Origin of the sequence: Mycobacterium sp., from assembly GCF_035570115.1 — a bacterium.
Classification (GTDB): domain Bacteria; phylum Actinomycetota; class Actinomycetes; order Mycobacteriales; family Mycobacteriaceae; genus Mycobacterium.
The window spans coordinates 40,807-63,480 of the sequence record NZ_DATMLH010000239.1 but is presented as its reverse complement, the minus strand read 5'-3'; the positions used below and the strand labels follow the sequence as shown (position 1 = coordinate 63,480).

The 22,674-nt window shown below is 64.6% G+C and carries 29 protein-coding genes; 15 read left to right on the top strand and 14 right to left on the bottom strand.

Annotation, left to right across the window (positions count from 1 at the left end):
* Positions 1–3: 3 nt before the first annotated feature.
* The 5 genes from VNW74_RS21650 to VNW74_RS21630 all read left to right on the top strand — a co-directional run bounded on the left by VNW74_RS21650 (position 4) and on the right by VNW74_RS21630 (position 4,325).
* Positions 4–804: a thiazole synthase gene (locus VNW74_RS21650; RefSeq protein WP_325680593.1), complete on the top strand. Its 801-nt coding sequence runs from the start codon at positions 4–6 to the stop codon at positions 802–804.
* Positions 801–1,562 carry an SGNH/GDSL hydrolase family protein gene (locus VNW74_RS21645; RefSeq protein ID WP_325680576.1) on the top strand — a complete coding sequence of 254 codons (762 nt, stop codon included), beginning with the start codon at positions 801–803 and terminating at the stop codon, positions 1,560–1,562. Before VNW74_RS21650 ends, VNW74_RS21645 begins: the two co-directional genes overlap by 4 nt.
* An 86-nt stretch (positions 1,563–1,648) precedes the next feature.
* The gene (locus VNW74_RS21640; protein ID WP_325680574.1) at positions 1,649–2,608 is read left to right on the top strand and encodes an anti-sigma factor RsbA family regulatory protein; all 960 of its coding nucleotides are present in this window, start codon (positions 1,649–1,651) and stop codon (positions 2,606–2,608) included.
* 23 nt (positions 2,609–2,631) lie between these two features.
* Positions 2,632–4,125, top strand: a complete 1,494-nt coding sequence (locus VNW74_RS21635; protein WP_325680572.1) for a M28 family metallopeptidase — start codon at positions 2,632–2,634, stop codon at positions 4,123–4,125.
* 74 nt (positions 4,126–4,199) lie between these two features.
* Positions 4,200–4,325 carry a hypothetical protein gene (locus tag VNW74_RS21630; protein WP_325680570.1) on the top strand — a complete coding sequence of 42 codons (126 nt, stop codon included), beginning with the start codon at positions 4,200–4,202 and terminating at the stop codon, positions 4,323–4,325.
* Between the two features lie 37 nt (positions 4,326–4,362).
* Here the strand turns inward: VNW74_RS21630 and VNW74_RS21625 are convergent, their stop codons facing one another.
* From VNW74_RS21625 to VNW74_RS21615, 3 genes are all read right to left on the bottom strand, one after another.
* A complete protein-coding gene (locus VNW74_RS21625) occupies positions 4,363–4,689 on the bottom strand; it encodes a hypothetical protein (protein ID WP_325680568.1) in 327 nt (108 codons plus the stop codon).
* 59 nt (positions 4,690–4,748) lie between these two features.
* Complete coding sequence (locus VNW74_RS21620; protein WP_325680566.1) at positions 4,749–5,093, bottom strand: hypothetical protein; 345 nt, start codon at positions 5,091–5,093, stop codon at positions 4,749–4,751.
* A gap of 71 nt (positions 5,094–5,164) precedes the next feature.
* Positions 5,165–7,078, bottom strand: coding sequence for a serine/threonine-protein kinase (locus tag VNW74_RS21615; protein ID WP_325680564.1), 1,914 nt, complete (start codon positions 7,076–7,078; stop codon positions 5,165–5,167).
* Positions 7,079–7,278: 200 nt separating this feature from the next.
* Between VNW74_RS21615 and VNW74_RS21610 the strand changes: the two genes are divergently transcribed.
* The 7 genes from VNW74_RS21610 to VNW74_RS21580 all read left to right on the top strand — a co-directional run bounded on the left by VNW74_RS21610 (position 7,279) and on the right by VNW74_RS21580 (position 11,692).
* Positions 7,279–8,469, top strand: coding sequence for a BTAD domain-containing putative transcriptional regulator (locus VNW74_RS21610; RefSeq protein WP_325680561.1), 1,191 nt, complete (start codon positions 7,279–7,281; stop codon positions 8,467–8,469).
* Between the two features lie 110 nt (positions 8,470–8,579).
* Positions 8,580–8,741: a hypothetical protein gene (locus tag VNW74_RS21605; RefSeq protein WP_325680559.1), complete on the top strand. Its 162-nt coding sequence runs from the start codon at positions 8,580–8,582 to the stop codon at positions 8,739–8,741.
* Positions 8,738–9,529: an AIM24 family protein gene (locus VNW74_RS21600; protein WP_325680557.1), complete on the top strand. Its 792-nt coding sequence runs from the start codon at positions 8,738–8,740 to the stop codon at positions 9,527–9,529. The genes VNW74_RS21605 and VNW74_RS21600 overlap by 4 nt, the downstream gene beginning before the upstream one ends.
* A 100-nt stretch (positions 9,530–9,629) precedes the next feature.
* Positions 9,630–9,884: a hypothetical protein gene (locus VNW74_RS21595; protein WP_325680555.1), complete on the top strand. Its 255-nt coding sequence runs from the start codon at positions 9,630–9,632 to the stop codon at positions 9,882–9,884.
* A gap of 58 nt (positions 9,885–9,942) precedes the next feature.
* Complete coding sequence (locus VNW74_RS21590; protein ID WP_325680553.1) at positions 9,943–10,584, top strand: hypothetical protein; 642 nt, start codon at positions 9,943–9,945, stop codon at positions 10,582–10,584.
* A gap of 159 nt (positions 10,585–10,743) precedes the next feature.
* Positions 10,744–11,220, top strand: a complete 477-nt coding sequence (locus VNW74_RS21585) for a lipoprotein LpqH (protein WP_325680551.1) — start codon at positions 10,744–10,746, stop codon at positions 11,218–11,220.
* 109 nt (positions 11,221–11,329) lie between these two features.
* Entirely contained in the window at positions 11,330–11,692 is a 363-nt protein-coding gene (locus tag VNW74_RS21580; RefSeq protein WP_325680549.1) for an SHOCT domain-containing protein, read from the top strand.
* An 18-nt stretch (positions 11,693–11,710) separates the two neighbouring features.
* Here the strand turns inward: VNW74_RS21580 and VNW74_RS21575 are convergent, their stop codons facing one another.
* The 5 genes from VNW74_RS21575 to VNW74_RS21555 form a co-directional block, all read right to left on the bottom strand.
* Positions 11,711–12,580, bottom strand: a complete 870-nt coding sequence (locus tag VNW74_RS21575) for an LLM class F420-dependent oxidoreductase (RefSeq protein ID WP_325680547.1) — start codon at positions 12,578–12,580, stop codon at positions 11,711–11,713.
* Between the two features lie 16 nt (positions 12,581–12,596).
* Positions 12,597–13,031, bottom strand: a complete 435-nt coding sequence (locus VNW74_RS21570) for a MarR family winged helix-turn-helix transcriptional regulator (RefSeq protein ID WP_325680545.1) — start codon at positions 13,029–13,031, stop codon at positions 12,597–12,599.
* 84 nt (positions 13,032–13,115) lie between these two features.
* Positions 13,116–13,460 (bottom strand): hypothetical protein, encoded by a 345-nt coding sequence (locus VNW74_RS21565; protein ID WP_325680543.1) that lies wholly within the window; start codon positions 13,458–13,460, stop codon positions 13,116–13,118.
* Positions 13,461–13,470: 10 nt separating this feature from the next.
* Entirely contained in the window at positions 13,471–14,361 is an 891-nt protein-coding gene (locus tag VNW74_RS21560) for an oxygenase MpaB family protein (RefSeq protein WP_325680541.1), read from the bottom strand.
* A complete protein-coding gene (locus tag VNW74_RS21555; protein WP_325680539.1) occupies positions 14,358–14,582 on the bottom strand; it encodes a hypothetical protein in 225 nt (74 codons plus the stop codon). Before VNW74_RS21555 ends, VNW74_RS21560 begins: the two co-directional genes overlap by 4 nt.
* A gap of 155 nt (positions 14,583–14,737) precedes the next feature.
* On the opposite strand from VNW74_RS21555, the gene VNW74_RS21550 reads away from it, so the two are divergent.
* Complete coding sequence (locus tag VNW74_RS21550; protein ID WP_325680537.1) at positions 14,738–15,979, top strand: TetR/AcrR family transcriptional regulator; 1,242 nt, start codon at positions 14,738–14,740, stop codon at positions 15,977–15,979.
* Here the strand turns inward: VNW74_RS21550 and VNW74_RS21545 are convergent.
* From VNW74_RS21545 to VNW74_RS21535, 3 genes are all read right to left on the bottom strand, one after another.
* A complete protein-coding gene (locus tag VNW74_RS21545; RefSeq protein ID WP_325680535.1) occupies positions 15,954–16,229 on the bottom strand; it encodes a hypothetical protein in 276 nt (91 codons plus the stop codon). The genes VNW74_RS21550 and VNW74_RS21545 overlap by 26 nt on opposite strands.
* A gap of 8 nt (positions 16,230–16,237) precedes the next feature.
* Positions 16,238–17,722 (bottom strand): NAD(P)/FAD-dependent oxidoreductase, encoded by a 1,485-nt coding sequence (locus tag VNW74_RS21540; protein WP_325680533.1) that lies wholly within the window; start codon positions 17,720–17,722, stop codon positions 16,238–16,240.
* 77 nt (positions 17,723–17,799) lie between these two features.
* Positions 17,800–18,144: a helix-turn-helix transcriptional regulator gene (locus tag VNW74_RS21535; RefSeq protein ID WP_325680531.1), complete on the bottom strand. Its 345-nt coding sequence runs from the start codon at positions 18,142–18,144 to the stop codon at positions 17,800–17,802.
* A gap of 146 nt (positions 18,145–18,290) precedes the next feature.
* Between VNW74_RS21535 and VNW74_RS21530 the strand changes: the two genes are divergently transcribed.
* Positions 18,291–18,740, top strand: coding sequence for an HSP20 family small heat-shock protein (locus VNW74_RS21530; RefSeq protein ID WP_325680591.1), 450 nt, complete (start codon positions 18,291–18,293; stop codon positions 18,738–18,740).
* 92 nt (positions 18,741–18,832) lie between these two features.
* Entirely contained in the window at positions 18,833–19,537 is a 705-nt protein-coding gene (locus tag VNW74_RS21525; protein WP_325680529.1) for a GAF and ANTAR domain-containing protein, read from the top strand.
* Here the strand turns inward: VNW74_RS21525 and VNW74_RS21520 are convergent.
* Genes VNW74_RS21520 through thiC form a run of 3 tightly spaced genes read right to left on the bottom strand, consistent with a single transcriptional unit; the run spans position 19,520 to position 22,607 of the window.
* The gene (locus VNW74_RS21520; RefSeq protein ID WP_325680527.1) at positions 19,520–20,149 is read right to left on the bottom strand and encodes an alpha/beta family hydrolase; all 630 of its coding nucleotides are present in this window, start codon (positions 20,147–20,149) and stop codon (positions 19,520–19,522) included. The genes VNW74_RS21525 and VNW74_RS21520 overlap by 18 nt on opposite strands.
* Positions 20,146–20,976 (bottom strand): bifunctional hydroxymethylpyrimidine kinase/phosphomethylpyrimidine kinase, encoded by an 831-nt coding sequence (thiD, locus tag VNW74_RS21515; protein WP_325680525.1) that lies wholly within the window; start codon positions 20,974–20,976, stop codon positions 20,146–20,148. Before thiD ends, VNW74_RS21520 begins: the two co-directional genes overlap by 4 nt.
* Positions 20,973–22,607, bottom strand: coding sequence for a phosphomethylpyrimidine synthase ThiC (gene thiC / locus VNW74_RS21510; protein ID WP_325680523.1), 1,635 nt, complete (start codon positions 22,605–22,607; stop codon positions 20,973–20,975). Before thiC ends, thiD begins: the two co-directional genes overlap by 4 nt.
* Between the last annotated feature and the right edge of the window lie 67 nt (positions 22,608–22,674).

Sequence of the window (22,674 nt, the reverse complement as noted above, 5' to 3'; positions counted from 1 at the left end):
GAATTGTCAGACGGCTCCTCGGGCCGTACCGGCCCGCATCGTCGTCTAACTGACTCGAAACTGACGATTGCCGGGCGCAGCTTTACGTCGCGGTTGATCATGGGCACCGGAGGTGCGGCCAACCTTGCAGTACTGGAGGAGGCGCTGGTCGCTTCGGGCACCGAGCTGACCACCGTCGCGATGCGCCGGGTCGACGCCGAGGGCGGCACCGGGATGCTCGACCTGCTCAACCGGCTGGGCATCACGCCGCTGCCCAACACCGCGGGCTGCCGTGGCGCCGCGGAGGCGGTGCTGACCGCCCAGCTTGCCCGCGAGGCGCTGGGGACGGAATGGGTCAAGCTGGAAGTCATCGCCGACGAACGCACGCTGCTGCCCGATGCCATCGAATTAGTCAGAGCCGCGGAGCAATTGGTCGACGACGGGTTTACCGTGCTGCCGTACACCAATGACGACCCGGTGCTGGCGAAACGTCTCGAGGACACCGGCTGCGTGGCGGTGATGCCGCTGGGCTCACCGATCGGCACGGGTTTGGGCATCGCCAACCCGCACAACATCGAGATGATCGTCGCGCAGGCCGGCGTGCCCGTTGTCCTGGACGCCGGCATCGGAACCGCCAGTGACGCCGCGCTGGCGATGGAGTTGGGGTGTGACGCGGTGCTGTTGGCGACCGCGGTGACCCGAGCCGCCGACCCGCCCGCGATGGCCGCGGCGATGGCCGCTGCCGTCACCGCTGGTTATCTGGCCCGCCGTGCCGGCCGGATTCCGAAGCGGTTCTGGGCGCAGGCGTCGAGTCCGGACCTATGAGCGGGCGGTATGTGGCGCTCGGCAGTTCGATGGCGGCCGGTCCCGGTATCCGGCCCCATGCGCCGGGCGCGCCCTTCGGGTCGGGCCGGTCGGCGCGCAACTACGCCCACCTGGTCGCCGAGCGCCTGAACCTCGACCTGGTCGACGTTACCTTTTCCGGTGCCACCACCGCGCACGTGCTGGCCGAACGGCAGCGCCGTGCGCAGCCGCAAATCGAGGCGTTGGACGGCTCCGAAGAGCTGGTCACCATCACGATCGGCGGCAACGACGTCGGATACGTGCCGCTGCTGATGGCCGCGACGTTGCCCCGACCGGCCCGGTTGCTGCCCGCGATCGGTGCTTTGTTCGACCGCGACGCGCGCGAGCAAGCGCTCGGCGACGTCGGCGACTCGCTGCGTGCGGTCGGCACGGCGGTGCGCGGGCGCTCGCCCCGGGCCCGGGTGGTGTTCGTCGACTACCTGACCCTGCTGCCGCCGGACGGAGTGCCGGCTCCGCCGTTGTCGGCCGCGGATGCCGACCTGGGTCGCCACATCGGTCAACGTCTCGAAGAAACCACCGCGACAGCCCTGCAGGCCACTGGCTGCGAGCTCGTCCGCGCCGGACAAGCGAGCCGGAAGCATCACGGCTGGTCAGCGGATCCGTGGGCGGCGGGTGCGGGCTGGCCGCTGCCGTGGCGGCCGGCGCCATTTCACCCCAACGCCGCAGGCATGCGCGCCGTGGCCGACTTGATCATCGAGCTGATCAACGGAGACGGTTAGTTTTCTGTCGCCTGGGTAAATCTAACGCTGCGACAACCAGGAAAACGACACGCGGGCAAGCACTGCCGAGGGACCGATCCGTCGACATGACACTCAGAGCACACGCAGAACTTTCGGCTTACGACCACTCGGCGCTTCTCTACCACTCGGAGCGCGAATACGTCGATTGGCTGGCGCGGTTCATCTCCGAGGGTTTGGACCGCGCGCAGCCGGTGCTGGTCGCAGTGCCGGGGGACAGGCTGGCGACGTTGCGTCAGGAATTGGGTGACTCGGCGGCGGATGTGACAATGGCCGACATCATGGGGTTCGGCCGCAACCCCGGCCGGATCCTCGCGGCGCAAATCGCCTTTGTCGAACGCCACCCCGGCCGGCATGTCCGCATCATCGCCGAGCCGGTCTGGGAGGGCCGCACGGCGTACGAGTATTCCGCCTGCATGCAGCATGAGGCACTGGCCAACATTGCGTTTGCGGGCTTGAACGTGACAGGTCTATGTCCTTACGACGCTTCTTGCCTGAGTGAAAACGTCCTGGCGGACGTCGGCCTCACGCATCCACAGATCTGGCGGGGCGGATCGCGGAAAGACAGTCCGGAGTACGCGCTCGATGCCGCACTCGACCAGTGCAATGAACCGCTGGCGACCAATCCCGCCGCGGTGACCTACACCGTCAGCGAGCCGGTCGATCTGGGCGGTGCCCGCAAGTGTGTTGACCGCTATGGGCGGTTGCTGGGCATGTCCGCGGCCAGAGCCGCCGACCTGATGTTGGTCGCGACCGAGCTGGCGACCAACAGTCTCGACCATGCCGGCGGCGCGTGCCGACTGGCGTTCTGGTACGAGACAGGGCACGTGGTCTGCGAGGCGCGCGATATGGGCCGCTGGACAGATCCGCTCGCCGGGCGCCGGCCGCCCGCCGCGCACAGGGTCGGGTCGTACGGGCTCTTCGTGGTCAACGCGATCGCGGATTTGTTGCGCACCCACACGACACCGGCCGGCACCACCATTCATGCTTACTTGCGGCTCGACCATTCCGGCGACGATGCCATTTGATGCGCCGTCTAACCTGGGGCGCGATGGTCAACAAATCACAACCGTTCCGCGCTGGGATTGCAGCCGTCGCGGCCCTTGCGTTGGCGGCTGGCGGGTGTGCGTCGTCTGACACCGTTCAGCCGCTGAAGCGAATATCGGGCCCGGATTTCGCCGCCGCTCTGCGCGGGCGGGTCAGCGTCGACGCGATGATGGCGCACTTGTCGAAGCTGCAGGACATCGCCAAGGCCAATGGCAACACCCGCGCGGTCGGCACTCCGGGTTACGACGCCAGCGTGGACTACGTGGTGGGTAAGTTGCGGGACAAGGGTTTTGAGGTGCAGACCGCGCAGTTTGAAGCTCATGTGTTCCACTCCGACCCCGGGTCGGTGACCGTCGGCGATAGGACGGTCGAAGCGCGTGCACTGGAATTTAGCCTCGCCACTCCGCCCATCGGGGTGACCGGTCCGCTGGTGACCGTCTCGGACGATGCAAGCCCGGGCTGCAATGCCAACGACTACGGCAGCCTGCCGGTCAACGGCGCGGTGGTGCTGGTTGACCGCGGCACCTGCCCGTTCGCCCAGAAGGAAGCCGCCGCCGTGCAGCGCGGCGCCGTCGCGATGATCGTCGCGGACAACGTCGTCGAGGAGCAGATGGGCGGCACCCTGGGGGAGAACACCGACGTCAAGATCCCCGTGGTCAGCGTGAGCAAGGCCGACGGCGCGGCGCTGCGCCTCACCTCGGGGCCCGCGACGGTAAAGCTCTCCGCGGAGACCAAGATCTTGCAAGCCCGCAACGTCATCGCTCAGACCAAGACCGGTTTGACCAGCGACGTCGTCATGGCCGGGGCGCACCTTGACAGCGTTCCCGAGGGACCCGGCATCAACGACAACGGGTCCGGAGTGGCCGCGGTTCTGGAGACCGCGCTGCAGTTGGGTAGCTCACCGGAGATCCACAACGCCGTGCGGTTCGGCTTCTGGGGCGCAGAGGAACTCGGGCTGATCGGCTCGCGGAAGTACGTCGAGTCGTTAGATGTCAACGCGCTCAAGGACATTGCGCTGTATTTGAACTTCGACATGCTCGCGTCGCCGAATCCGGGCTACTTCACCTACGACGGGGATCAGTCGTTGCCGGCCGACAAGCGGGGTGATCCGGTGGTGCCGGAGGGTTCGGCCGGGATCGAGCGAACTTTGGTCACCTACCTGGACTCGGCCGGCAAGAAGGCCGAGGACACCTCGTTCGACGGTCGGTCCGACTACGACGGCTTCACGTTGGCGGGTATCCCGTCGGGCGGGTTGTTTTCCGGCGCCGAGAACAAGAAGACCCCGGAGGAGGCCAAGCTGTGGGGCGGTACCGCGGACCAGCCGTTCGATCCGAACTACCACAAGAGCACCGACACCTTGGACCACATCGACCGCACCGAGCTCGGCATCAATGGTGGCGGCGTCGCGTATGGGATCGGTCTGTACGCCCAGGATCTGACCGGCCGTAACGGCGTTCCCGTTCGCGAAGACCGCACCCGGCACGAGGTGGGTAAGTAAACCGGCTTCGACGCCCCTCGAATCCCACCTCCAGCAGCAACGACGCCGCCCTGGTTTTCGACCCATTCGGCACTGTGGGCAGCTCGGCCTTCGCCGGCGGCGGCAATTTCGACCTCGCCGCGATCTTCGGTGACGCTTTGAGCACCGATACGGCCGCTACCGGCGGCAACTATCTGGTCGATATCTTGCCGATGCTGTAAGTCGCGAAGGCCTGCAGCTCAACCGATCTCAGCCACATTAGAGGCCGGGCAAGCAGTTAACGAAGGGAATGAGCCCGGGACATTGCTGAGCAATGTTCGGCGGATTGGCGGGCGGCGGAGGTGGTGGGATGGGAGTTGGAAACAAGTTAGGTCCCTCCCAATAGTGGGCAGGAGCTTTAGTCCGCACGTCGTAGTCGAAGTAATAGGTGTGGCAGATACCCATGTCCCAGACCAGGTCGGTATCCGACCGCGGCGGATCGTTTGGCATGGCTTGCCCGGGGCACCATTGAAATGGGCCGTAGTCATAGGCCTGGGCGGTGCCTGCTCCCAGTCCCAAGCCGGCCAGGCCCAACCCCGCGGACACCAACACGATCGTTGCCAACCGAACGATTACTGGCGGATCCGCCGCCTGCGGCGGGCGCGTCACAGACCAGGCAGGCAAATCGGGGCTCCGTAGCACGGGGGCGGACCATGAGGCGGTGGAGTATCGCCATCCCAAACAAACTCGCCTGCATTGCCCATCCCCCCGACGGGCACCCAGAACCAGGTGTGGCAGATATTGGTGTCCCAGTGCACATCGGCCTCCGGCAACGGTTGCCCCGGACACCACTGATGGGGAACCGAGAAATTGTCCGGGCCTTGAAACGGCGGGGCGAATCCCGGCTGGGCCTGGGCGATACCTGCGGAAGCTCCGATCCCGGCCAGCGCGACGCCGCCCGACAACATTGCAACGGCAAAGACCCGCTGTGGGATGTGGCTGATGTTCATGGTGTGACGGTACGCCGGGGACCAGAATGGATTCTTAACGCGTCTGACCCGCGGTCTCGCGAGACTATTGGCTAGTCGCCGGTGCGCTCGAACTTGTCTTCGAAATCACCACCGGCGCAGGCGCTTCCGGCGGTCACGTTTTGGCCATGCCCGGTCAGCACCGGAATTGGCTCCTGCAGGGGATCAGGCAGCGGGTACTCCGCGGTGAGTCTGATATGCACCGTGCCGCCGAGATTGCACGGCACGGTGCCCTCGTCGTCACGGGTCCACTTTCCGCCGCTGAACACCAACGGCACAACCCCGTCGGGCGCGTGGAAGAGGCTCATGCACCGATCGCCGGCGCGAAGACACTCCGTACGGACAGTGACATCGTCTTGTCCCGGCGCAGAATTGCCGTTCGCGTAGGTGATCGTTTCGTGGTAGCGGCCGTGTAACGCCGAGGCGGGCGACGCCGCACGCGGGGGTAAGGCGGCCGGATCGGGAATTTTGGTGACATCGGGATCGCCTGTGCGGGTGAAGGTAACGCGTCGTTTTCCGCTGCTGCAGCTGTTGGTGGTGGACCTGGTGGTTTCGCCCGACAGCGTGCCGTCAGGCTGCGGTTGCAGGGTGAACACCACCCAGACTTCGGCCGGAGCGTTATTACACGGCGTTGAGCCGAGGCCCACGGCTATCCAGCTGCTTCCCACCTCGTCGAAAACCAAATTCGACACCAGCACGATTCCGCTGCCGCCCGTGTATGACGCCGTCGCGACGCAGCCGCTGGCACCGCACGTTGAGCGCACGCCCCAGGTGCCGGTCATCGCCGTCGCGCCGGCGACCGGTTTGCCCTCGAGATCGGTGCCCGGGCCGTAGTCCGCTCGGTAGGTGCCGTTGAAGGAATGGGCTTTGGCTGCCGCGGTGGCCGACGACGCCTCATCAGCCGGATTCGTGCTGCCAGCCTGACCGCGGTGCTGCAAGTACGTCACGCCCGCGAACACGCCACCAGCGACGATCAGCAACGGGATGACCACCAGCGCCGCAAGCACAAGCCGCGAACGCGAAACCCGTTGCGCTGCGGTCCCGAACACGGAGGCCGGCACAACCTGGCTTGGCTGGGTTGGCGATTGTTCCGGCGGTGCGGGGGCGGGGCGGGGGGTGTGGAAGTGGGCCGACGACGGCTTGAGCAGGCGTTGTAATTCCGTGGTGAAATCTCGACAGCTGGCGAACCGCTCGGCAGGCGCTTTGGCCATCGCCCGGGCCAGCACCGGATCCAGCCCGACCAACTCCGGGCGCCGTTCCTCGAGCGATGGTGGCGGGGCCATGCAATGTTTGGTGATCACCACCGCAGGATTGGAATCGGCATATGGCAACGAGCCGGTCAATAGGTGAAATGCGGTGCACGCCAACGCGTACTGATCGGCGCGCCCGTCGAGCGGCTCACCCTTCAACTGCTCGGGTGCCGCGTAGGACACCGTGCCCACCGCCATGTTCGTCGCGGTAAGCCCCGATATGTCATCGATGCGGCGAGCTATTCCGAAGTCGGCCAGAAAAATTCGCCGCGTTTGCGAATCCAGCAGGATGTTGGCCGGTTTGACATCGCGGTGCAGCAGCCCCCGCTCGTGCGCATAATCCAGCGCTGAGCCGACCGCAATGATGATCGCGAGCGCATCGTCGAGGGGCATTCCGCCCGAGTGGTGGTCGCGCACGAGCCGACCCGCATCGGTGCCGGCCACGTAGTCCATCGAAATCCAAAACTGCCCTTCGTATTCGCCACGGTCGTGGATGCCCAAGATGTTGGGATGCGACAACGTAGCCGCCAATTCGGCCTCACGCAGAAACCGCTCTTGATACTGGGAGTCGGCGGTCAACTCCGCCGACAGCACCTTCAGGGCGTCCTGGCGGGGTAGCCGCGGGTGGGCCGCCAAATACACCGTGCCCATCGCGCCGGCGCCCAGCACCCGCAGGATTGTGAATCCCGCAAACAGTTCGCCCACCGACACCGGCATGGCCAAATCCTAGGCCCGCCATCTCAGCGGCATGAAGAATTCAAACCGACAGGCGACACGGCCGATAGCGCTGGCGTCGCGAGGCCGGCGGTGGAGAAGCTATGCTGCTGTTGTTTAGCTGGCTTACTTGTTGGGCGCGGGAACGTCATGATCGGCGACGGGTTGGGGGCGCGACGCGCCTTTGCGGGTGTGGTGGGTTGATGACTGCGGCCGCACCACTTAGCGGAGGTGACGACGCGACGGACGACGACGCCGTCCAATTCGGTGTCTTGGGCCCGTTGCAGATGAGCATCGGCGGAGCGTTGGTGCCGTTGGGCACGCCGAAGCAACGTGCCGTGCTCGCGGTGCTGGTTGTCAACGCCAATCGACCGGTGGACATTGACACACTGATCGGCGCTGCCTGGAATCAACGGCCACCAACGGGGGCGAGAGCCACACTGCATGCCTACATCTCCAATTTGCGTCGCCTGATGAGTAGCGTGGGCGTTGACCGGGCGCTACTGGCGAGTGCACCGCCCGGGTACCGATTGGCCATCGGCCACAATCAGTACGACCTCGGGCGATTTCGTACCCAGAAAGACGCCGGAGTGTATGCGGCGGCCGCCGGCCAATTCGAGCAGGCTAGCCGGCACATGTCGGACGCGTTGGCACAGTGGCGCGGCCCGTTTTTGGAGGACCTGCGCGACTTCCAATTCGTCGAGACCCTTGCCACCGCGTTCGATGAGGAGAAGGTCCTCGCCCATACCTCTCATGTCGAGGCTCAAATCGCCTGCGGGCGACCAAATGCCGTGATCATGGAGCTAGAGACGCTGATCGCTGAGCATGCCTACCGTGAGCCGCTGTGGGCGCAGCTGATGACCGCCTACTATTTGGCAGGCCGCCAATCGGATGCTCTCGATGCGTATCTGCGGATAAAAACCAGACTGGCCGAAGACTTGGGCATCGACCCGGGCCCTAAGCTACGTGAGCTCTACGAGCAAGTCCTGCGTCAGGAATCCGTCGATGTACGCAAGGCTGCTCAGGTCCATGCCGAAGACACCATAGTGTCTTCTGTCGCACTCGAAGGCAACGCAACCGCGATTCGCCGGCCCGTCGCGGCGGCGTTGCGCCGCGCCGACGGTCAACGGCATGCGTTGGCCGGCACGGCCACGCGGATCGGGCGCAGCGCCGACAACGACATCGTGCTGTCCGACGTCAAAGTCAGCCGCCACCACGCTGTCATCACCGACAACGGCGGGGCACTCGTGATCACGGACCTGGGATCGGTCAACGGGGTCCGTGTGCGTGGGGAGCGGATCGATCCCAGTGCCGAATTGTTCGAGGGTGATCGTATTCGCATTGGCGACCAAGAATTCACGCTCGAGACTCGGCCTGAGCCTCGCCGAAAGTGACTGCCAGGTAGCGCGGTGCCCGCCCGACCGGGTACTTAGAATCCATTAAGCCCTTCGCCGGAGTCTGTTGGCAGCCGGGAAACCGAGACCGCCAACGAGAAGAGTCCGCCATGACGAACACCGACCACAGCAACGCACCCCAACCGGAACTCTTCTTCTACAGCAGGCAGCGATGGCGGCGCCAGGACGGATGGGGAAACCAGCGCTCGGCCGATGAGTTCGGTCGCATCGTGTTCACCCATGCCCCCCGGCACGCCAAGGATGAGGAATGAGCAATTCCTATCGTCCCGAGCCGCCGCAACTGCTGCCGACCACCGTCGCGGACGGGAGCGCGCCGGGTGTGTACTACCGCATCGATGGAGAACTGGTGCCGGTGCTGCACATCTGGCTGGACGGCAGCGTGCCAGTGTTTTTCGAGCATCACGTGGTGCTGTGGAAGGAGCCGGCGCTCGCCATTGGGATCAAAGGCAAGGGTGCGCTTAAGCGCATGATCGCCGGCATGCCGTTGTTGTTGACCGAGGCGCGCGGGCCGGGGCAGGTCGCTTTTTCCCGCCAGGGCACTGGCCACGTGTTCCCATTGCATTTGCGCCCCGGCTCCGCCGTCGAGGTACGCGAGCACCAATACCTCGCGGCGACGGGCAATCTGGAGTACGGATTCACCCGCCAGAAGGGGATCAAGAACATGGTGTTCGGCTCGACCGGGTTCTTCGTGGATCGGTTCGCCGCGACACAGTCTGAGGGCGTGCTCTGGTTGCACGGCTACGGCAACGTTTTCGAGAAGGTCCTTGGTCCCGGCGAGCAGATCGACGTGGAGCCGGGCAGCTGGATCTACCGCGACGAGAGCGTGCGGATGGACCCGCAGCTGTTCGGATTGCGCACCGGAATGTTCGGTGGTACAGGTAATCTCGTCTTCAACCGCTTCACTGGGCCGGGTCGTGTCGGCATTCAGTCGATGTACGTGGACATGCCGACTGGCTCGGACGATGCCCCTGTGCGTAAAGGCGCCATGGTGGCCGGCGCGTTGGGGTTGGGGCGTGTAATCGGCGATGCGCTTACCTGAGGGATTCGGGTGTGCGAGTGGTCATTAAGGATCCAGTAAGTGCTGTCGCGCACAGTGTTTGCGCATAGCAACAACTACTGAACAAAAGGAGCGTGCTGACATGAAGATTTTACCCACCGGCATCGAGGAACAGATCGATCGCGTCGATCGCACCCGCAGCCTGATCATCGGTATCAGCTCTGGGCTGATAGCACTCTGGTGCCTCTACCGTGTGCTCTGGTCCATTTACCTGATGACGACCTACAGCTTCATGTTCGGGTCGCTGGCGTTCGCAATTGTGCTGTGGGGCGTGATCGGCGTCGTCGCAGCGATCGCGGCTACCGGCTTCCTGACCCGCTACGCCAGGAAACCTTGACTCTGGGTCCCGTATTTGGAAGTCACGCCTGAAGAGGGCGGGTGCAAAGGATTAACCCGTGTCCACTGATGCGGCCGATCACTTAGGAAAGCTCCCAGTCACTTGCGACCCGATTGGCGACATCGCCGTCGACCCGGCAGGCAGCACACTGGTCGTGACGCATCCCCGCATCAGCGCGGTATCGATCCTCGACGCTGACACTCGGGACGCGGCCAGCCTCATCACGCTGCACGGTGATCCCGTGGCTGTTGCGGTGGCAGCCGGTCGCACTTTCGTCGCAACCACGTCGGCCACCTGGGCCAGTTGCCGATCATCAACGTGTACCTGGCGCGCGAGAAGGCGCGGCGTGGCGGTCGCGACGACGCCATCGCGCTTATGCGCGCCGCCGCCAACCATTTGTTTCGACGACGGACAGCTGCTGCTGTGGGGCGTTCCCGCGACGGGTCTGCTGGTGGAGACGCTGCTCAACGGTCCTGCCGATAGCGACGTGACCGAAGCCGAGGCCGCGATCGAGAGGCTGGCGGCGGCGCCGGCCGAAAACGGTCTGGCGATCCGCGCGATCTGGCTGTTGCGCCTGCGGGCACTGCTGGCCCGCGCGAAGCGGCGTGCGGCCGCATATGCAGAGCTCGTGCAGCGCTACCGCGAATCGGCCAATTCGCTGGGCTTTCAAGGCCATATCGAGTGGGCCGAGGCGATGTAGGGAGTCCTGAGCGACCCGCCGTGTCCGAGTGTCCGGCGCGCCGATGCTATTCCCCGGCGCTCTGGGGTCACTTCTTGGACCCCGCATTAAGGATCCAGTAAGCCCTGTCCCGCACAGTGTTTACGAACTGCGAAAGCACTGAACAAAAGGAGTGTAGTTATGAAGCGCGAAGTCATGATCGCGGCCAGCGCGGCGGCGATCCTCGGCGTGGCGTTGGCGGGCTGTTCCAGCAGCAAATCCGTCAGCACGCCCAATGGTGCGGTGGCCGCCGCAGGTGCGTCGAACACCAAGGTATCGGTCGACGGCCATGATCAAAGCGTCAAGGGCACCGTGGCCTGCACCACCGCCGCCGGGGACCTCAACATCGCTATAGGTGGGTCGACGCCCGGCGCAGGCGGTGTCCCCACCGGTATCGGCGCGGTATTAACCGATGCCAATCCGCCGGTCGTCAAATCCGTTGCGCTGGGCAATGTCAACGGCGTGTCGTTGGGAGTTGGCGGGACCACGGGCAGCGCCAAGGCCACCAAGGACGGCAACTCCTACAAGATCACCGGCACGGCGAGCGGGGCGGACATGACCAACCCGATGGCCGGACCGGTAACCAAGCCCTTCGAAATAGATGTCACCTGCCCATAGCCAGCTGGCCTGCGGCTAGTCCTGGCCCGGCCCTCGGGTGTCACAACGGCGACACCCGAGGGCCCGGGCGGCGTTGGCGGTGAATCCCGCTACCAGAAAGGAATACGAAATGAACAACCGGACCAAAGTGGTGCTCGGGGCGACAGTCGGCCTAGTCGCTATATGGATGATCTTGCGCGTTGTCATGCTGAGCCAGGCCGGCGTATCAGGCGCTGGGATTTATTATCTCGGCCTGCCGATCGGAGGTATCGTCGCGCTGCTTCTGCTCCTGATGCGACTCGGCCTGCTCAACTTCGGCGAAAGGTCAAGTGCCACGGTTCAGCACTGGCAGCCCGACAGTGCTATGCAGGGGCCTCGGCCGGTGTCTCCGCCGTCGCAGCGCCTGCAGGAACTCGAGGCCCTGCGCACCAGCGGCGCCATTTCGGACACCGAATACGCCGAACAGCGGGCAGGGATCATCTCCGGCATCTGATCAACACGCCCTTGCCGCTCAACCGATCTCAGCCACCTTCGGCATGAGCTCGTCCCCAAAGCGTTGCACGAAGCCGGCGGGATCCGGAGTGCCGGGCACCGGACCGATGTTGATCATCTCGATGCCCAGCTCGGCGTAGCGCTCGAGCCGCTTCAGGTAGCCGTCGATGTCGGCGAACGGGTCGGCGAAGAGACCAACGGTTTTGCGGACCTCGCTTTCATCGCGGCCCACCGTGTCGCAGTGACGCCTCAATACGCCGATCTTGTGCTCGAGTTCGTCGGGCTCGGAATCCGTGGTGTTCCAGACATCGGCATATTGCGCGACCATCCGCAGTGTCTTCTTCTCACCGCTACCGCCGATGAGGATCGGTGGCCGACGGATCGGCTGGGGCTCACAGATGGTTTCGGCCAGCTGATAGTGCTTTCCGTGGTAGGGCCCATCGTCGTCGCTCCACATCTGCAGACAGATCTGCAGCGTCTCTTCGAGCATCTCGAACCGGTCGCGCAACGGTGGATACGGGACACCTAAGGCGACATGCTCGCGCTCATACCAAGCCGCTCCGATGCCGAACATCGACCGACCCTGCGAGAGCACGTCGAGTGTGGTGACCGTCTTGGCCAGCACCCCCGGATGACGATAGGTGACCCCGGTGACGAGCAATGCGAGGGTGATGCTGGTTGTCTGGCCGGCCAGAAAGCTCAGCGACGTGTAGCCCTCCAGAAACGGATCTTGCGCGCGCCCAAGGCTTTCCATTTGAAAGAAATGATCCGCCAAGGTGAACATCGTGGCACCGGCGTCTTCGGCGGCCTTGGCCGTCGCTACCAGTGTGGGCCCCTGGTCGGCCGGATCGCCCGGCAGAAAGTCGATGAAGTGTATTCCCAGTTCCATTTCCTAGCTCCCTTCGCTAATCGGTCAAACGCTGAAGCAGGGACAATGCGTCGAGGATGACTCGACGTTCCCGCTCGGTGTAGCGCTCCTGCATGACACGAGCCAGCCATTCCTCGCGGACCTGACGGTCGCTTTCCGCGCGGCGGCGGCCTGCGGTGGTCAACGAGATCACTTGGCGCCGACCGTCGTCGGGGTCGGGCGCGCGCCGGATGAGCCCGTGCTGGTCGAGTCCGGCCAGTATGGTCGCCATCGACTGCGGCCGAACCCGCTCGGCGGCGGCCAGCGCGCTGGCCGATGATGCGCCCTCTTTCCAGAGCCGGGTGAGCACCGCGGTCTGCGACGGCGTCAGATCGGTCCCGGTCGCGACATCCTTCAGCTGGCGCCGTAGCCGGCTGAATATCACCCGAAGATCTCGGGCAGCCGCTCCGGCCGACTCCGTGATTCCGTCCACCAGCCTCAGCCTACATTAGACAGTCTCAACTGTACAGTTCTAACTGTTGAGTTAGAACTGAAGAGGTACTCGACGCCCCGAACGCTATGTGCTGTCCCCGCTCAATTCCCAGAAACGCGAGCTTTCTTCCACGGGCGGTTTGGCGTGGACCCAGGTCGCGACCAGGCCGGTGAGTATCAGCCATCCCAACACGGCAGCCGGGATCGCCCAGATCCGACGCAGCAGCAGCGCCGTGCCGCATTGGGCGACGAGACCCTCGCCCTTGGCGTCGGCGGCCTGCGACAGGTTGGCGCTGAACCCTCTGCCGCAGCTGATCTGCATGCCGTATTGGTCGTAGTGGCTCAGATAGACCGGAAACCAGAGTGCCAGCAGCCCGACGACGACGAGTAAGGCACCCGCGATGCTCAGGAATAGCGCTCGATTGCTCACAGAGTTCCTTTCAAATCAGATTGCGGCCGCGGCGGATTCGCCTACGCACGTCGGCCAGCAGCAGGTAGCTGCTGCCCTGCCGGATGAACCCGGGCAGAAACCGATTGACGAACGCCACCAGTAAAAATAGATATTCGAACCGGCGCTGCTGGCCGGGCGTCCACTCGACCTGCAGGGTCTCGCGGAATACCGGCGCGAGAAATCCCACGGTCAGAAAGCGCAGCAGCGGGCCGAACGCCGGACGCAGCAACGCCGATACCATTCGCAGGTCAATCAGGTCCCGCAGGTAGCTGCGCACCACGTCGTCAACCACGACCCGCTGACACGCTTCGTTCCAGTAGCGGTCGAAATCGGCTCTGGTGACTGGCCATTGGCTATCGCTCACCTGCAGTGTGGTGCCCAAGGTAGACGCCGAGCGGTAGAACCGCTCGGCGAGTTCGTCGGGCAGCCTTCCGCGCAGCAACTGGTAGGTGTCCTCTAGGCCGACGAAAAGGCATGCTGCCACCCACATCTGAAGGTCGCGGTCAAAGGCACTGTAGGGCACCGGGCTGTGGGGCTCCGATCTGACCTGGCGGTGCACGGCGTCGACCGCGTCGCGGTACGCCGCACGATCACCCGGGCTGCCCAGAATCGCGACCGCCAGGTAACTGAAGGTGGTGCGCGCCCGCTTCCACGGGTGCTTCATCAGGTTGCCGGAGTCCACCTTGCTCTCGACCACCCCGTGCCCGACCCCGGGCCAGGACAGCTGCATGACCACATTCGCCGCCCCGGCGGCGAACGACCAGAAGTCGAGGGCGTCGGAGAGGGTGGCCGGCCGCTCGTCCCAGCGGGCTGTGCGGTGGGTTATGTGAATCCGGGTGTCGGCGGTGGTGAGGGGGACTCCGGTGGCTTCGGCACTCATGTCATGCAAACGTCCGAAAACAGCAGGACCGGCCAGGACACTATCGACCCGAGGAACGACACCACTAGGTCGGCCCCGTGCATGCGCTGCAAATGCGCGGTGTGTGTCGTCGACCAAATCGTTCCCACTATTAAATACGGTGTGCCAACGATCAATCCGAGTCCGATCAGCTCGGCGATCGTGAGCTGGTAGCCGAGGAAGCGGCGAATCCTTTCCAGCATGCGCGCCTGCCTCTCGCAACGGCCCCCGAACGTCATCGTCCACGACCCCCCGGCTCGTCCGCGCCCCGAGAGCATGGCGAGCATCAATTATGTTAATGGAGATTCTGACTCTGGGGTAGGTTTTTAGCAACTTCGCTGCACGCTATGGTGAAGCGGTGACGACCGCGCGCACTGAGCTTACGGACGTCGTGCGCAGACGACCCAAAGACCGGAAAGCTCAGATCGCCCGGGCGTCCGCCGAGTCGTTCAGCGCGCTGGGCTACCACGCGGTCAGCATGGAAGCCATCGCCGCGAAGGTCGGAATCTCCGCGCCGGCGCTCTACCGGCACTACGCGAGCAAGTACGACCTGTTTCGCGGCGCGGTCCTGGCCCTCGGTCAGCAACTGGTCGACTGCACCGATTTCGCCGACGTGGCTCCCTGCGAAATCTCGGCTGCTGACCCGGCTGCGGCATTGGGCCGACTAATCGACGCACTCATCGACGTCACGTTGGCCAATCGTGAGTCCGGCGGGCTCTACCGCTGGCAGGCCCGATACCTGCACGCCGAAGATCAATCCATCCTGATGGACCAATTGCGGGTGGTCAACCGCCGAATCCAACGGCCGCTCATAGCGATTCGGCCGACGTTGAGCTCCTCGCATCGCTGGATGCTGTCCTCAGGTCTGCTCAGCGTGATCGGCAGCATTGTCGATCACGGGATTGCGCTGCCGGCAGATGAGATTCGCACACTGCTGGCCGGAGCCGCGACGTCGCTGCTCGGCGTCGAGCTGCCGGAGCCGGAGGATACGGTGGGCCGGCCTTCGGCCTGGCGGATCTTCGAATCGGATACCGGTGTCTACGAAGCCCTGTTGCAGGCGTCAATGGTGTTGTTCAACGCCAAGGGCTACCCCGAGACCAGCATGGCGGAGATCGCTTCGGCCGTCGGTATCCCGGTGTCCGGGATCTACCGGTACTTTCCCGGAAAGTTTGACATCCTCTCGATCGGGTTGCGGCGTGCCGCCGACCGGGTTTCCGGCCGCTTGTCGGCGATCCTGACTGGCGTGACCGAGCCGCGCCAAATGCTCACCCTCTTGATCGAGGCCTACGTGACAACGTCATTCGCCAACCCGGAACTGGCGGCGATCTACTACACCGAGCGGGTCAACCTGACTCGGGTGGACGAGGAGTTGTTGCGCAGTGTGCAGCGCTCGACGATCGATTCCTGGATGCGTCTGATGACAGCGGCCCGCCCGGCGCTGACACCGACGCAGGCGCGCATTTTGGTCCACGCGGCGATGGCCTTGGTGGTCGACGTGGGACGGCTGGTGCACTACCAGGATCCGGGCGGCAACTCCGCCTACCCGCAAGCGTGCGTGCGAAAATTGATGGAGGTTACGGTGTTTGGGCGTGGCGAATAGTATTCCCGCCCAGATAGGCGAGGTATCCGATCAACCCGACGGTGGCCAGGCTGCGAGTCTGCCGGCTGCTGAAACTCAGGCCTAACACCGTTTCGATACTGCCGTTGGTGTAGATGTGCTGGCGGGTATTGCGCGGGAATGCGGCCTTGGTGATCGGCTCCCACATCCGCGGACTGGTGAAGTGAGCCAACCCGAGCCCGGCGATCGCCAGGCCGGAGAAGCGGGCGACACGGTTGCTTTTGCGAGACATGATCCTCCTCAGGCGATTGCGTAGTCGCTCAGCGGGAATCGAGAGCCGTCCCGCACGGCGTTGCGCACCGATGTGGGCCGCAACAGTGTCGCCTCGCCGCTGTGGTTGAAGTAGTAGGACCGCGACGTGGCACAGTCACCGGCGTAGAACACCGAGCTGTCCAGATGTTTGGTCATCCGGTCCAGGAAGCGCGCATTGGCGTCTTCGGTGACCTCGAATGTGGTTGCGCTCCTGCGCTTCACCTCACCCAGCAACCGGCCCATGTGCCGCATCTGGTATTCCATGGTGTTGAAGAAGGACAGCCCGGAGAATCCGTACGGGCTGGCCAGGCTCAGGTAGTTAGGGAAGTACGGAATCGACACCCCTTGGTAGGCCTGGAACCTGTTCTCCCGCCACCATTTCCCGAGATTTCTTCCTTGGCGGCCGACTACCTCGATGGCCGGGAAGTTGGCGTCCCACAGATCGAATCCGGTGGCCAGCACCAGGGTGTCGATAATCGCCCGCTGCCCGTCGTTGGTGACGATGCCATCGGGTTCGATCCGATTAATGCCACCGGTCTCGAGGTGCACGTTCGGATTGGTGAAGCTGCGGTAATAGTCGTTGGACCAGCTCGGCCGTTTGCAGCCGATGTCGTAGTCCGGAGTCAGCTTGCGTCGCAGCTCCTTGTCGCGGATCGACACGAAGCGGTGAATCTTGCAGAGATCCATCCCCGCGATGGACAGTCGCCGGAAGTAGCGGTAGTTCAGCACCGCGGTGAGTGTCATGAACTCGAGCAGGTTGTCACTCACCCACCGCAGCGCCCGCTGGGTGAGCGGGATGCGGGCGAACAGGCGCTGCACGGCTGGAGCAATCCCGAAGTCCAACTTGGGCGCCACCCAAATCGCGGTGCGCTGATACACCGTCAAGTCGGCGACCGTCTTTGCGAGTTCGGGGATGAGTTGGATCGCGGTGGCCCCGGTGCCGATCAAACCCACCCGACGACCCGCGAAGTCATAGCTGTCGTCCCACGCGGTGGTGTGTACGACCTTGCCGCCGAAGCTGGTGATGCCCGGGATGTCTGGGGTGTGCGGTTGCGACAGGAAGCCGGTGGCGGTGATCAGGACCCGTGCGGTCAGCGTGTCCCCGCCGGCCAGCGCCACCTGCCACAATTGCGCCTCTTCGTCCCAGCGGGCGCTTTCCGCCGTCGTGTTGAAGCGCATGTGACGGCGCACGTCGTACTTGTCGGCGACGTGATGGGCATACTGCTTGACTTCCGGGCCCGTTGCGAACAACCGTGACCAGGACGGGTTGGGCTCGAACCAGTAGGAGTAGGTGGTCGACGGGACGTCGACGGCCAGGCCCGGATAGCGGTTGACCTGCCAGGTGCCACCCAAGTCGGCTTCGCGGTCGAGGATGGCGATGTTGTGGTATCCGAGGCGCTTGAGCTGGATCGCCGCGCCGATGCCGCCGAAGCCCGCTCCGACGATGACGGCGTCGAAATGCTCCGAACTCATGAAACGACCGTACCTTACTTCAGAGTAAGTTTGTAGTTGGTAGACGCCGCGTCGATGATAATCGAACCTGGTGACGGCTAGCCGGTATCGGTTTTGGATTTGGTTTTCCTGGTCGCCTTGCCGCCGATGGCCTGGTTGGCCGCGAGCAACGCTTCGTTGTCGTCTTGCAGGTCAAGGATGCGGGCGATGCCGGCAAGATTGATGCCGGCCGCGACCAGCTCGCTGATGCGCTGCAGCCGGGCCAGGTCGTCGGCGCTATAGAGGCGAGTCCCGCCGTCACTGCGGGCGGGACTGAGCAGACCGTGGCGCTCGTACAGCCGCAGCGACTGCACCGCGACGCCGGAGAGTTCGGCGGCCACCGTGATGCCGTAAACGCCTTGGCTCGGAGCGGGCAGGCCCGGCGTATCAGGTCGATCGATCATGCGAAAAATATCCTTGGCTGAGCGTATAAGAAACCTTTGTATCACACTTGCGGCATCATCGTGCGTATGCTATATCAAATCTATGTCTATAGACATAAGTTATAGATGACATCCCACAGAGAATAGGAGAGTCGGAGGTGACCACGATGCTGATGCGTACCGACCCGTTCCGTGACCTGGACCGCTTCACCCAGCAGGCGCTGGGCACCGCCGCCCGCCCGGCGGTGATGCCGATGGATGCGTGGCGCGAAGGTGATGCGTTCTTCGTCGAGTTCGACCTGCCTGGCATCGATCCGGATTCATTGGATCTCGACATCGAACGCAATGTGGTGACTGTGCGTGCGCAGCGCCCCGCCGTTGATCCGAACCGGGAAATGCTGGCGACCGAGCGGCCGCGCGGAATATTCAGCCGGCAACTGGTTCTGGGCGAGAACCTCGACACCGACCGGATCGAAGCCTCCTACAACGAGGGCGTGCTACGGCTACACATCCCGGTGGCCGAAAAAGCTAAGCCGCGCAAGATCACCATCGGCCGCGGCGACGCGCACCATGCTCTCGACCGCCACGGCGCCCAGCGCGAGGTGATCGACGCCTGATTGTCCGGTGGCGGCAGCGGGGACGCGCCGCGCGAACCCGCTGCCGCCACCGGCGCCATCGGCCCGAATCCAGAAAGAGTGGGGAGATTGCCATGTCGTCTTGTAGCGATGTCGATCCGGCACGCGTGTTGACGTCGCTGGCTGACATCGTCCACCAGGGCTCGACACCAAAAGAGATGTATGCAGCGATCTGTGTGGCTGCAACGTTGATGGTTCCGGGCTGCGACCATGCCAGCCTGATGATCTGCCGTGATGGAGCCTGCAGCACAGCGGCCGTCAGCGACCCCGTCGCGCACAAGATCGGCAAACTCGAGCAGGCGCTCGGCACCGGGCCATGCCTCGATGCCATCGAGGAGCAAACCGCCCAAATAGCAACGGATCTGACCACCGCTGGCCGGTGGCCGGTACTAGCAGCCCGCGTGGTCGCCGAAACGCCGGTGCGGGCCGCTATGAGCATTCGTCTGCGGGTAGACCGCGCCCTGGTCGGTGCGCTCAATCTGTTTTCCGATTCGGTCAATGCGTTTGACGCCACGTCGGTTGAACGGGCCATAGTGTTGGCGGCGTTCGCCACGGTCGCTACCAATGCCACCGCGCATGGCGAAGACGCGACCGGGCTGCGGCGTGGCCTGGCCAGCAACCGCGAGATCGGCAAGGCCATCGGCATGCTGATGGTGCTCAACGACGTCTCCGAAGACGAGGCGTTCGACATCCTGCGTCGAACCTCGCAGGACGCCAACGTCAAGATCGCCGACATCGCGGTCGAGTTCGTTCGACGCCGCTTAGCGCAGCAGCCTTAATGCGGCATCGACTGCCAATGCAGGAACGTCAAGGTTCTTCGAGCCCAGGTCGTGTCGTGCGCCGGTGATCTCGATGATCTCGGTCGGTGCGGGAATCAACGCGGCGGCGGCGCGCACTTCGTCGATGGTGCCGAACGGATCCGACGTGCCGTGGGTGAACACGGTCGGCACCGGGATATCCGGCAGGTGCTCGGTGCGGGCGCGTTCGGGCTTACCGGGCGGGTGCACGGGGTAGGAGAACAGCGTCAGCAGGTCAACCAGCTGCGCAGCAGATTCGACGCAGTCGGCTACCACCATGGATGTCTGGCGGCCGCCGTAGGAATGGCCGCCGGCGAGCAGTGGGCCGTCGGCAAGGGCGCGGCATACGGCGATCGCTTCCACGATGCCGGCGCGATCGGTCGCCGCCGAACCCGACGGCGGTCCCTTGGGCCGTCGCCGCCGGTAAGGCAGGTTGTAGCGGACCGCAAGCCAGCCGCGTCGGGCCCACTCGTCGCAAATCTTCTGCAGCAGTGCGGATTCCCGGCTGCCGCCGGCGCCGTGCGTCAACACCACCACACCGGACGGGGTGTCGTCGGGTTCATGTGCGATGCCCGCGATCGCTTCGAGGGTCACGACGACAACCGGAAGAGCGGGGACACCGGGCCGTGGCCGTGCCCGAGCGGATAGGCGGCATGCAGACATTCGGTCACCCAGCCCTTGGCGAACGCGACCGCGTCCGGCACGGTGTAGCCATGGGCCAGGGCGCAGGCGGTCGCAGCGGCCAGCGTGTCGCCGGCGCCGTGGTCGTGGGTGGTGTCCACCCGCGGCGACTCGAACTCGTGAAAGTCGTTGCCGTCGAACAACAAGTCCGTGCTGCTGGCCGACCCGGTCAGATGGCCGCCCTTCACCAGCGCCCACTGCGGGCCCAGCGCCTGCAGGGCGCGGGCCGCGTCGGCCTGCGACTTCGAGTCGACAACGTCGATGTCTACCAGTAACCGTACCTCGTGCAGATTCGGCGTCACCAACGTTGCCAGCGGAAATAGTTCGGCGCGAAGGGAATCCAGCGCGCTGCGGTCGAGCAGCGGATCGCCGTGCATCGACGCGCAGACCGGATCGACCACCAGCGGCGCGCCCGCGCCATGCTCACGCCAACTCTCGGCGACCGCGGTGATGATCTCCGCGGATGCCAGCATGCCGGTTTTGGCGGCCTGCATTCCGATGTCGTGGCATACGACCTCGATCTGGGCTGCGATGACGTCGCCGGGCACCTTGTGAAAACCTTTCACGCCCATCGAGTTCTGCACTGTCACGGCGGTCACCGCGCACAGTGCGTGTATGCCCAGCAAAGCGCAGGTGCGCATGTCCGCCTGGATACCGGCACCACCGCCAGAGTCCGATCCGGCGATGGTCAGTACCCGCAGCGGCGTCGCACCGGGTCGCGCCAGCGGGAGGAAGTTCACCGTGCGATCGGCAGGTACACCCGATTGCCGTGCTCTGCGAACTCGACTGACTTCTCCGCCATACCCTGCGCAAGAGCCGCCTCGATGGCTTCCTCGCTGTCGAGTCCATGCTCGGCGGCGTAGTCGCGGACGTCTTGGGTGATGCGCATGGAGCAGAATTTAGGGCCGCACATCGAGCAGAAGTGGGCGGTTTTGGCGGGTTCGGCGGGCAGGGTTTCGTCGTGGAATTGCTGGGCGGTGTCGGGATCTAGGGACAGTGCGAATTGGTCGTGCCAGCGGAACTCGAACCGGGCGGTGGACAGCGCGTCGTCGCGTTGCTGGGCGCGCGGATGGCCCTTGGCCAGATCGGCGGCGTGGGCGGCGATCTTGTAGGCGATCACGCCGTCTTTGACGTCCTTGCGGTCGGGCAGCCCGAGGTGTTCTTTGGGTGTGACGTAGCACAGCATCGCGGTGCCGGCTTGGGCGATGATGGCCGCGCCGATCGCCGAGGTGATGTGGTCATAGCCCGGCGCGATGTCGGTGGCCAGTGGCCCCAGGGTGTAGAACGGGGCCTCCTCGCACCATTCCTCTTCGAGTCGCACGTTCTCGACGATCTTGTGCATCGGCACATGCCCGGGTCCTTCGATCATCACCTGTACGCCGTGGGCTTTGGCGATGGTGGTCAGCTCACCGAGCGTGCGCAGCTCGGCGAACTGGGCGGCGTCGTTGGCATCGGCGATCGAGCCGGGCCGCAACCCGTCGCCCAACGAGAACGTCACATCGTAGCGGGCGAAGATCTCGCACAGCTCGTCGAAATTGGTGTAGAGGAACGACTCCCGATGATGGGCCAGGCACCACGCCGCCATGATCGACCCACCGCGCGACACGATGCCGGTGACCCGCTTGGCGGTCAGCGGCACATAGCGCAGCAACACCCCGGCGTGCACGGTCATGTAGTCCACGCCCTGCTCGCACTGCTCGATCACGGTGTCCCGATAGCACTCCCAGGTCAACTCGGTGGGATCGCCCTTGACCTTCTCCAGCGCCTGATAGATCGGCACCGTGCCGACCGGCACCGGTGAGTTACGCAAAATCCACTCCCGGGTGGCATGAATGTCCTTACCGGTGGACAAATCCATGATGGTGTCGGCCCCCCAGCGGGTGGCCCACACCATCTTGTCGACCTCCTCGGCGATCGACGACGTCACCGCCGAGTTACCGATATTGGCGTTGACCTTGACCGCGAACGCCTTGCCGATGATCATCGGCTCGCTCTCGGGATGGTGGTGGTTGGCCGGAATCACCGCGCGGCCGCGGGCCACCTCGTCGCGCACCAACTCGGCGGGCATGTCCTCGCGGGCGGCGATGAACGCCATCTCCGCGGTGATCTCCCCAGCCCGCGCCCGCTGCAGCTGAGTGCCGCGATCAGCCACCACACCCAGCCGCGGCGCCAACCCGGCCCGCACATCGATCACCGCATCAGCGTCGGTGTAGGGCCCAGAGGTGTCATAAAGATCGAAGTACTCACCATTAGACAGACCCACCCGCCGAAACGGCACCCTGGCACCAGGAACCTCCGCAAGCTCCCGATAAGCCTTGCTGCTGCCCGCGATCGGTCCGGTGGTGACGGACGGTTCGACTGTAACGGTCATTTTTGTTCTCCCTACGTCGGCATTACCCGTTCAGGTTCGTACGGTCGACGGCCCCGAGCCGTCCTCT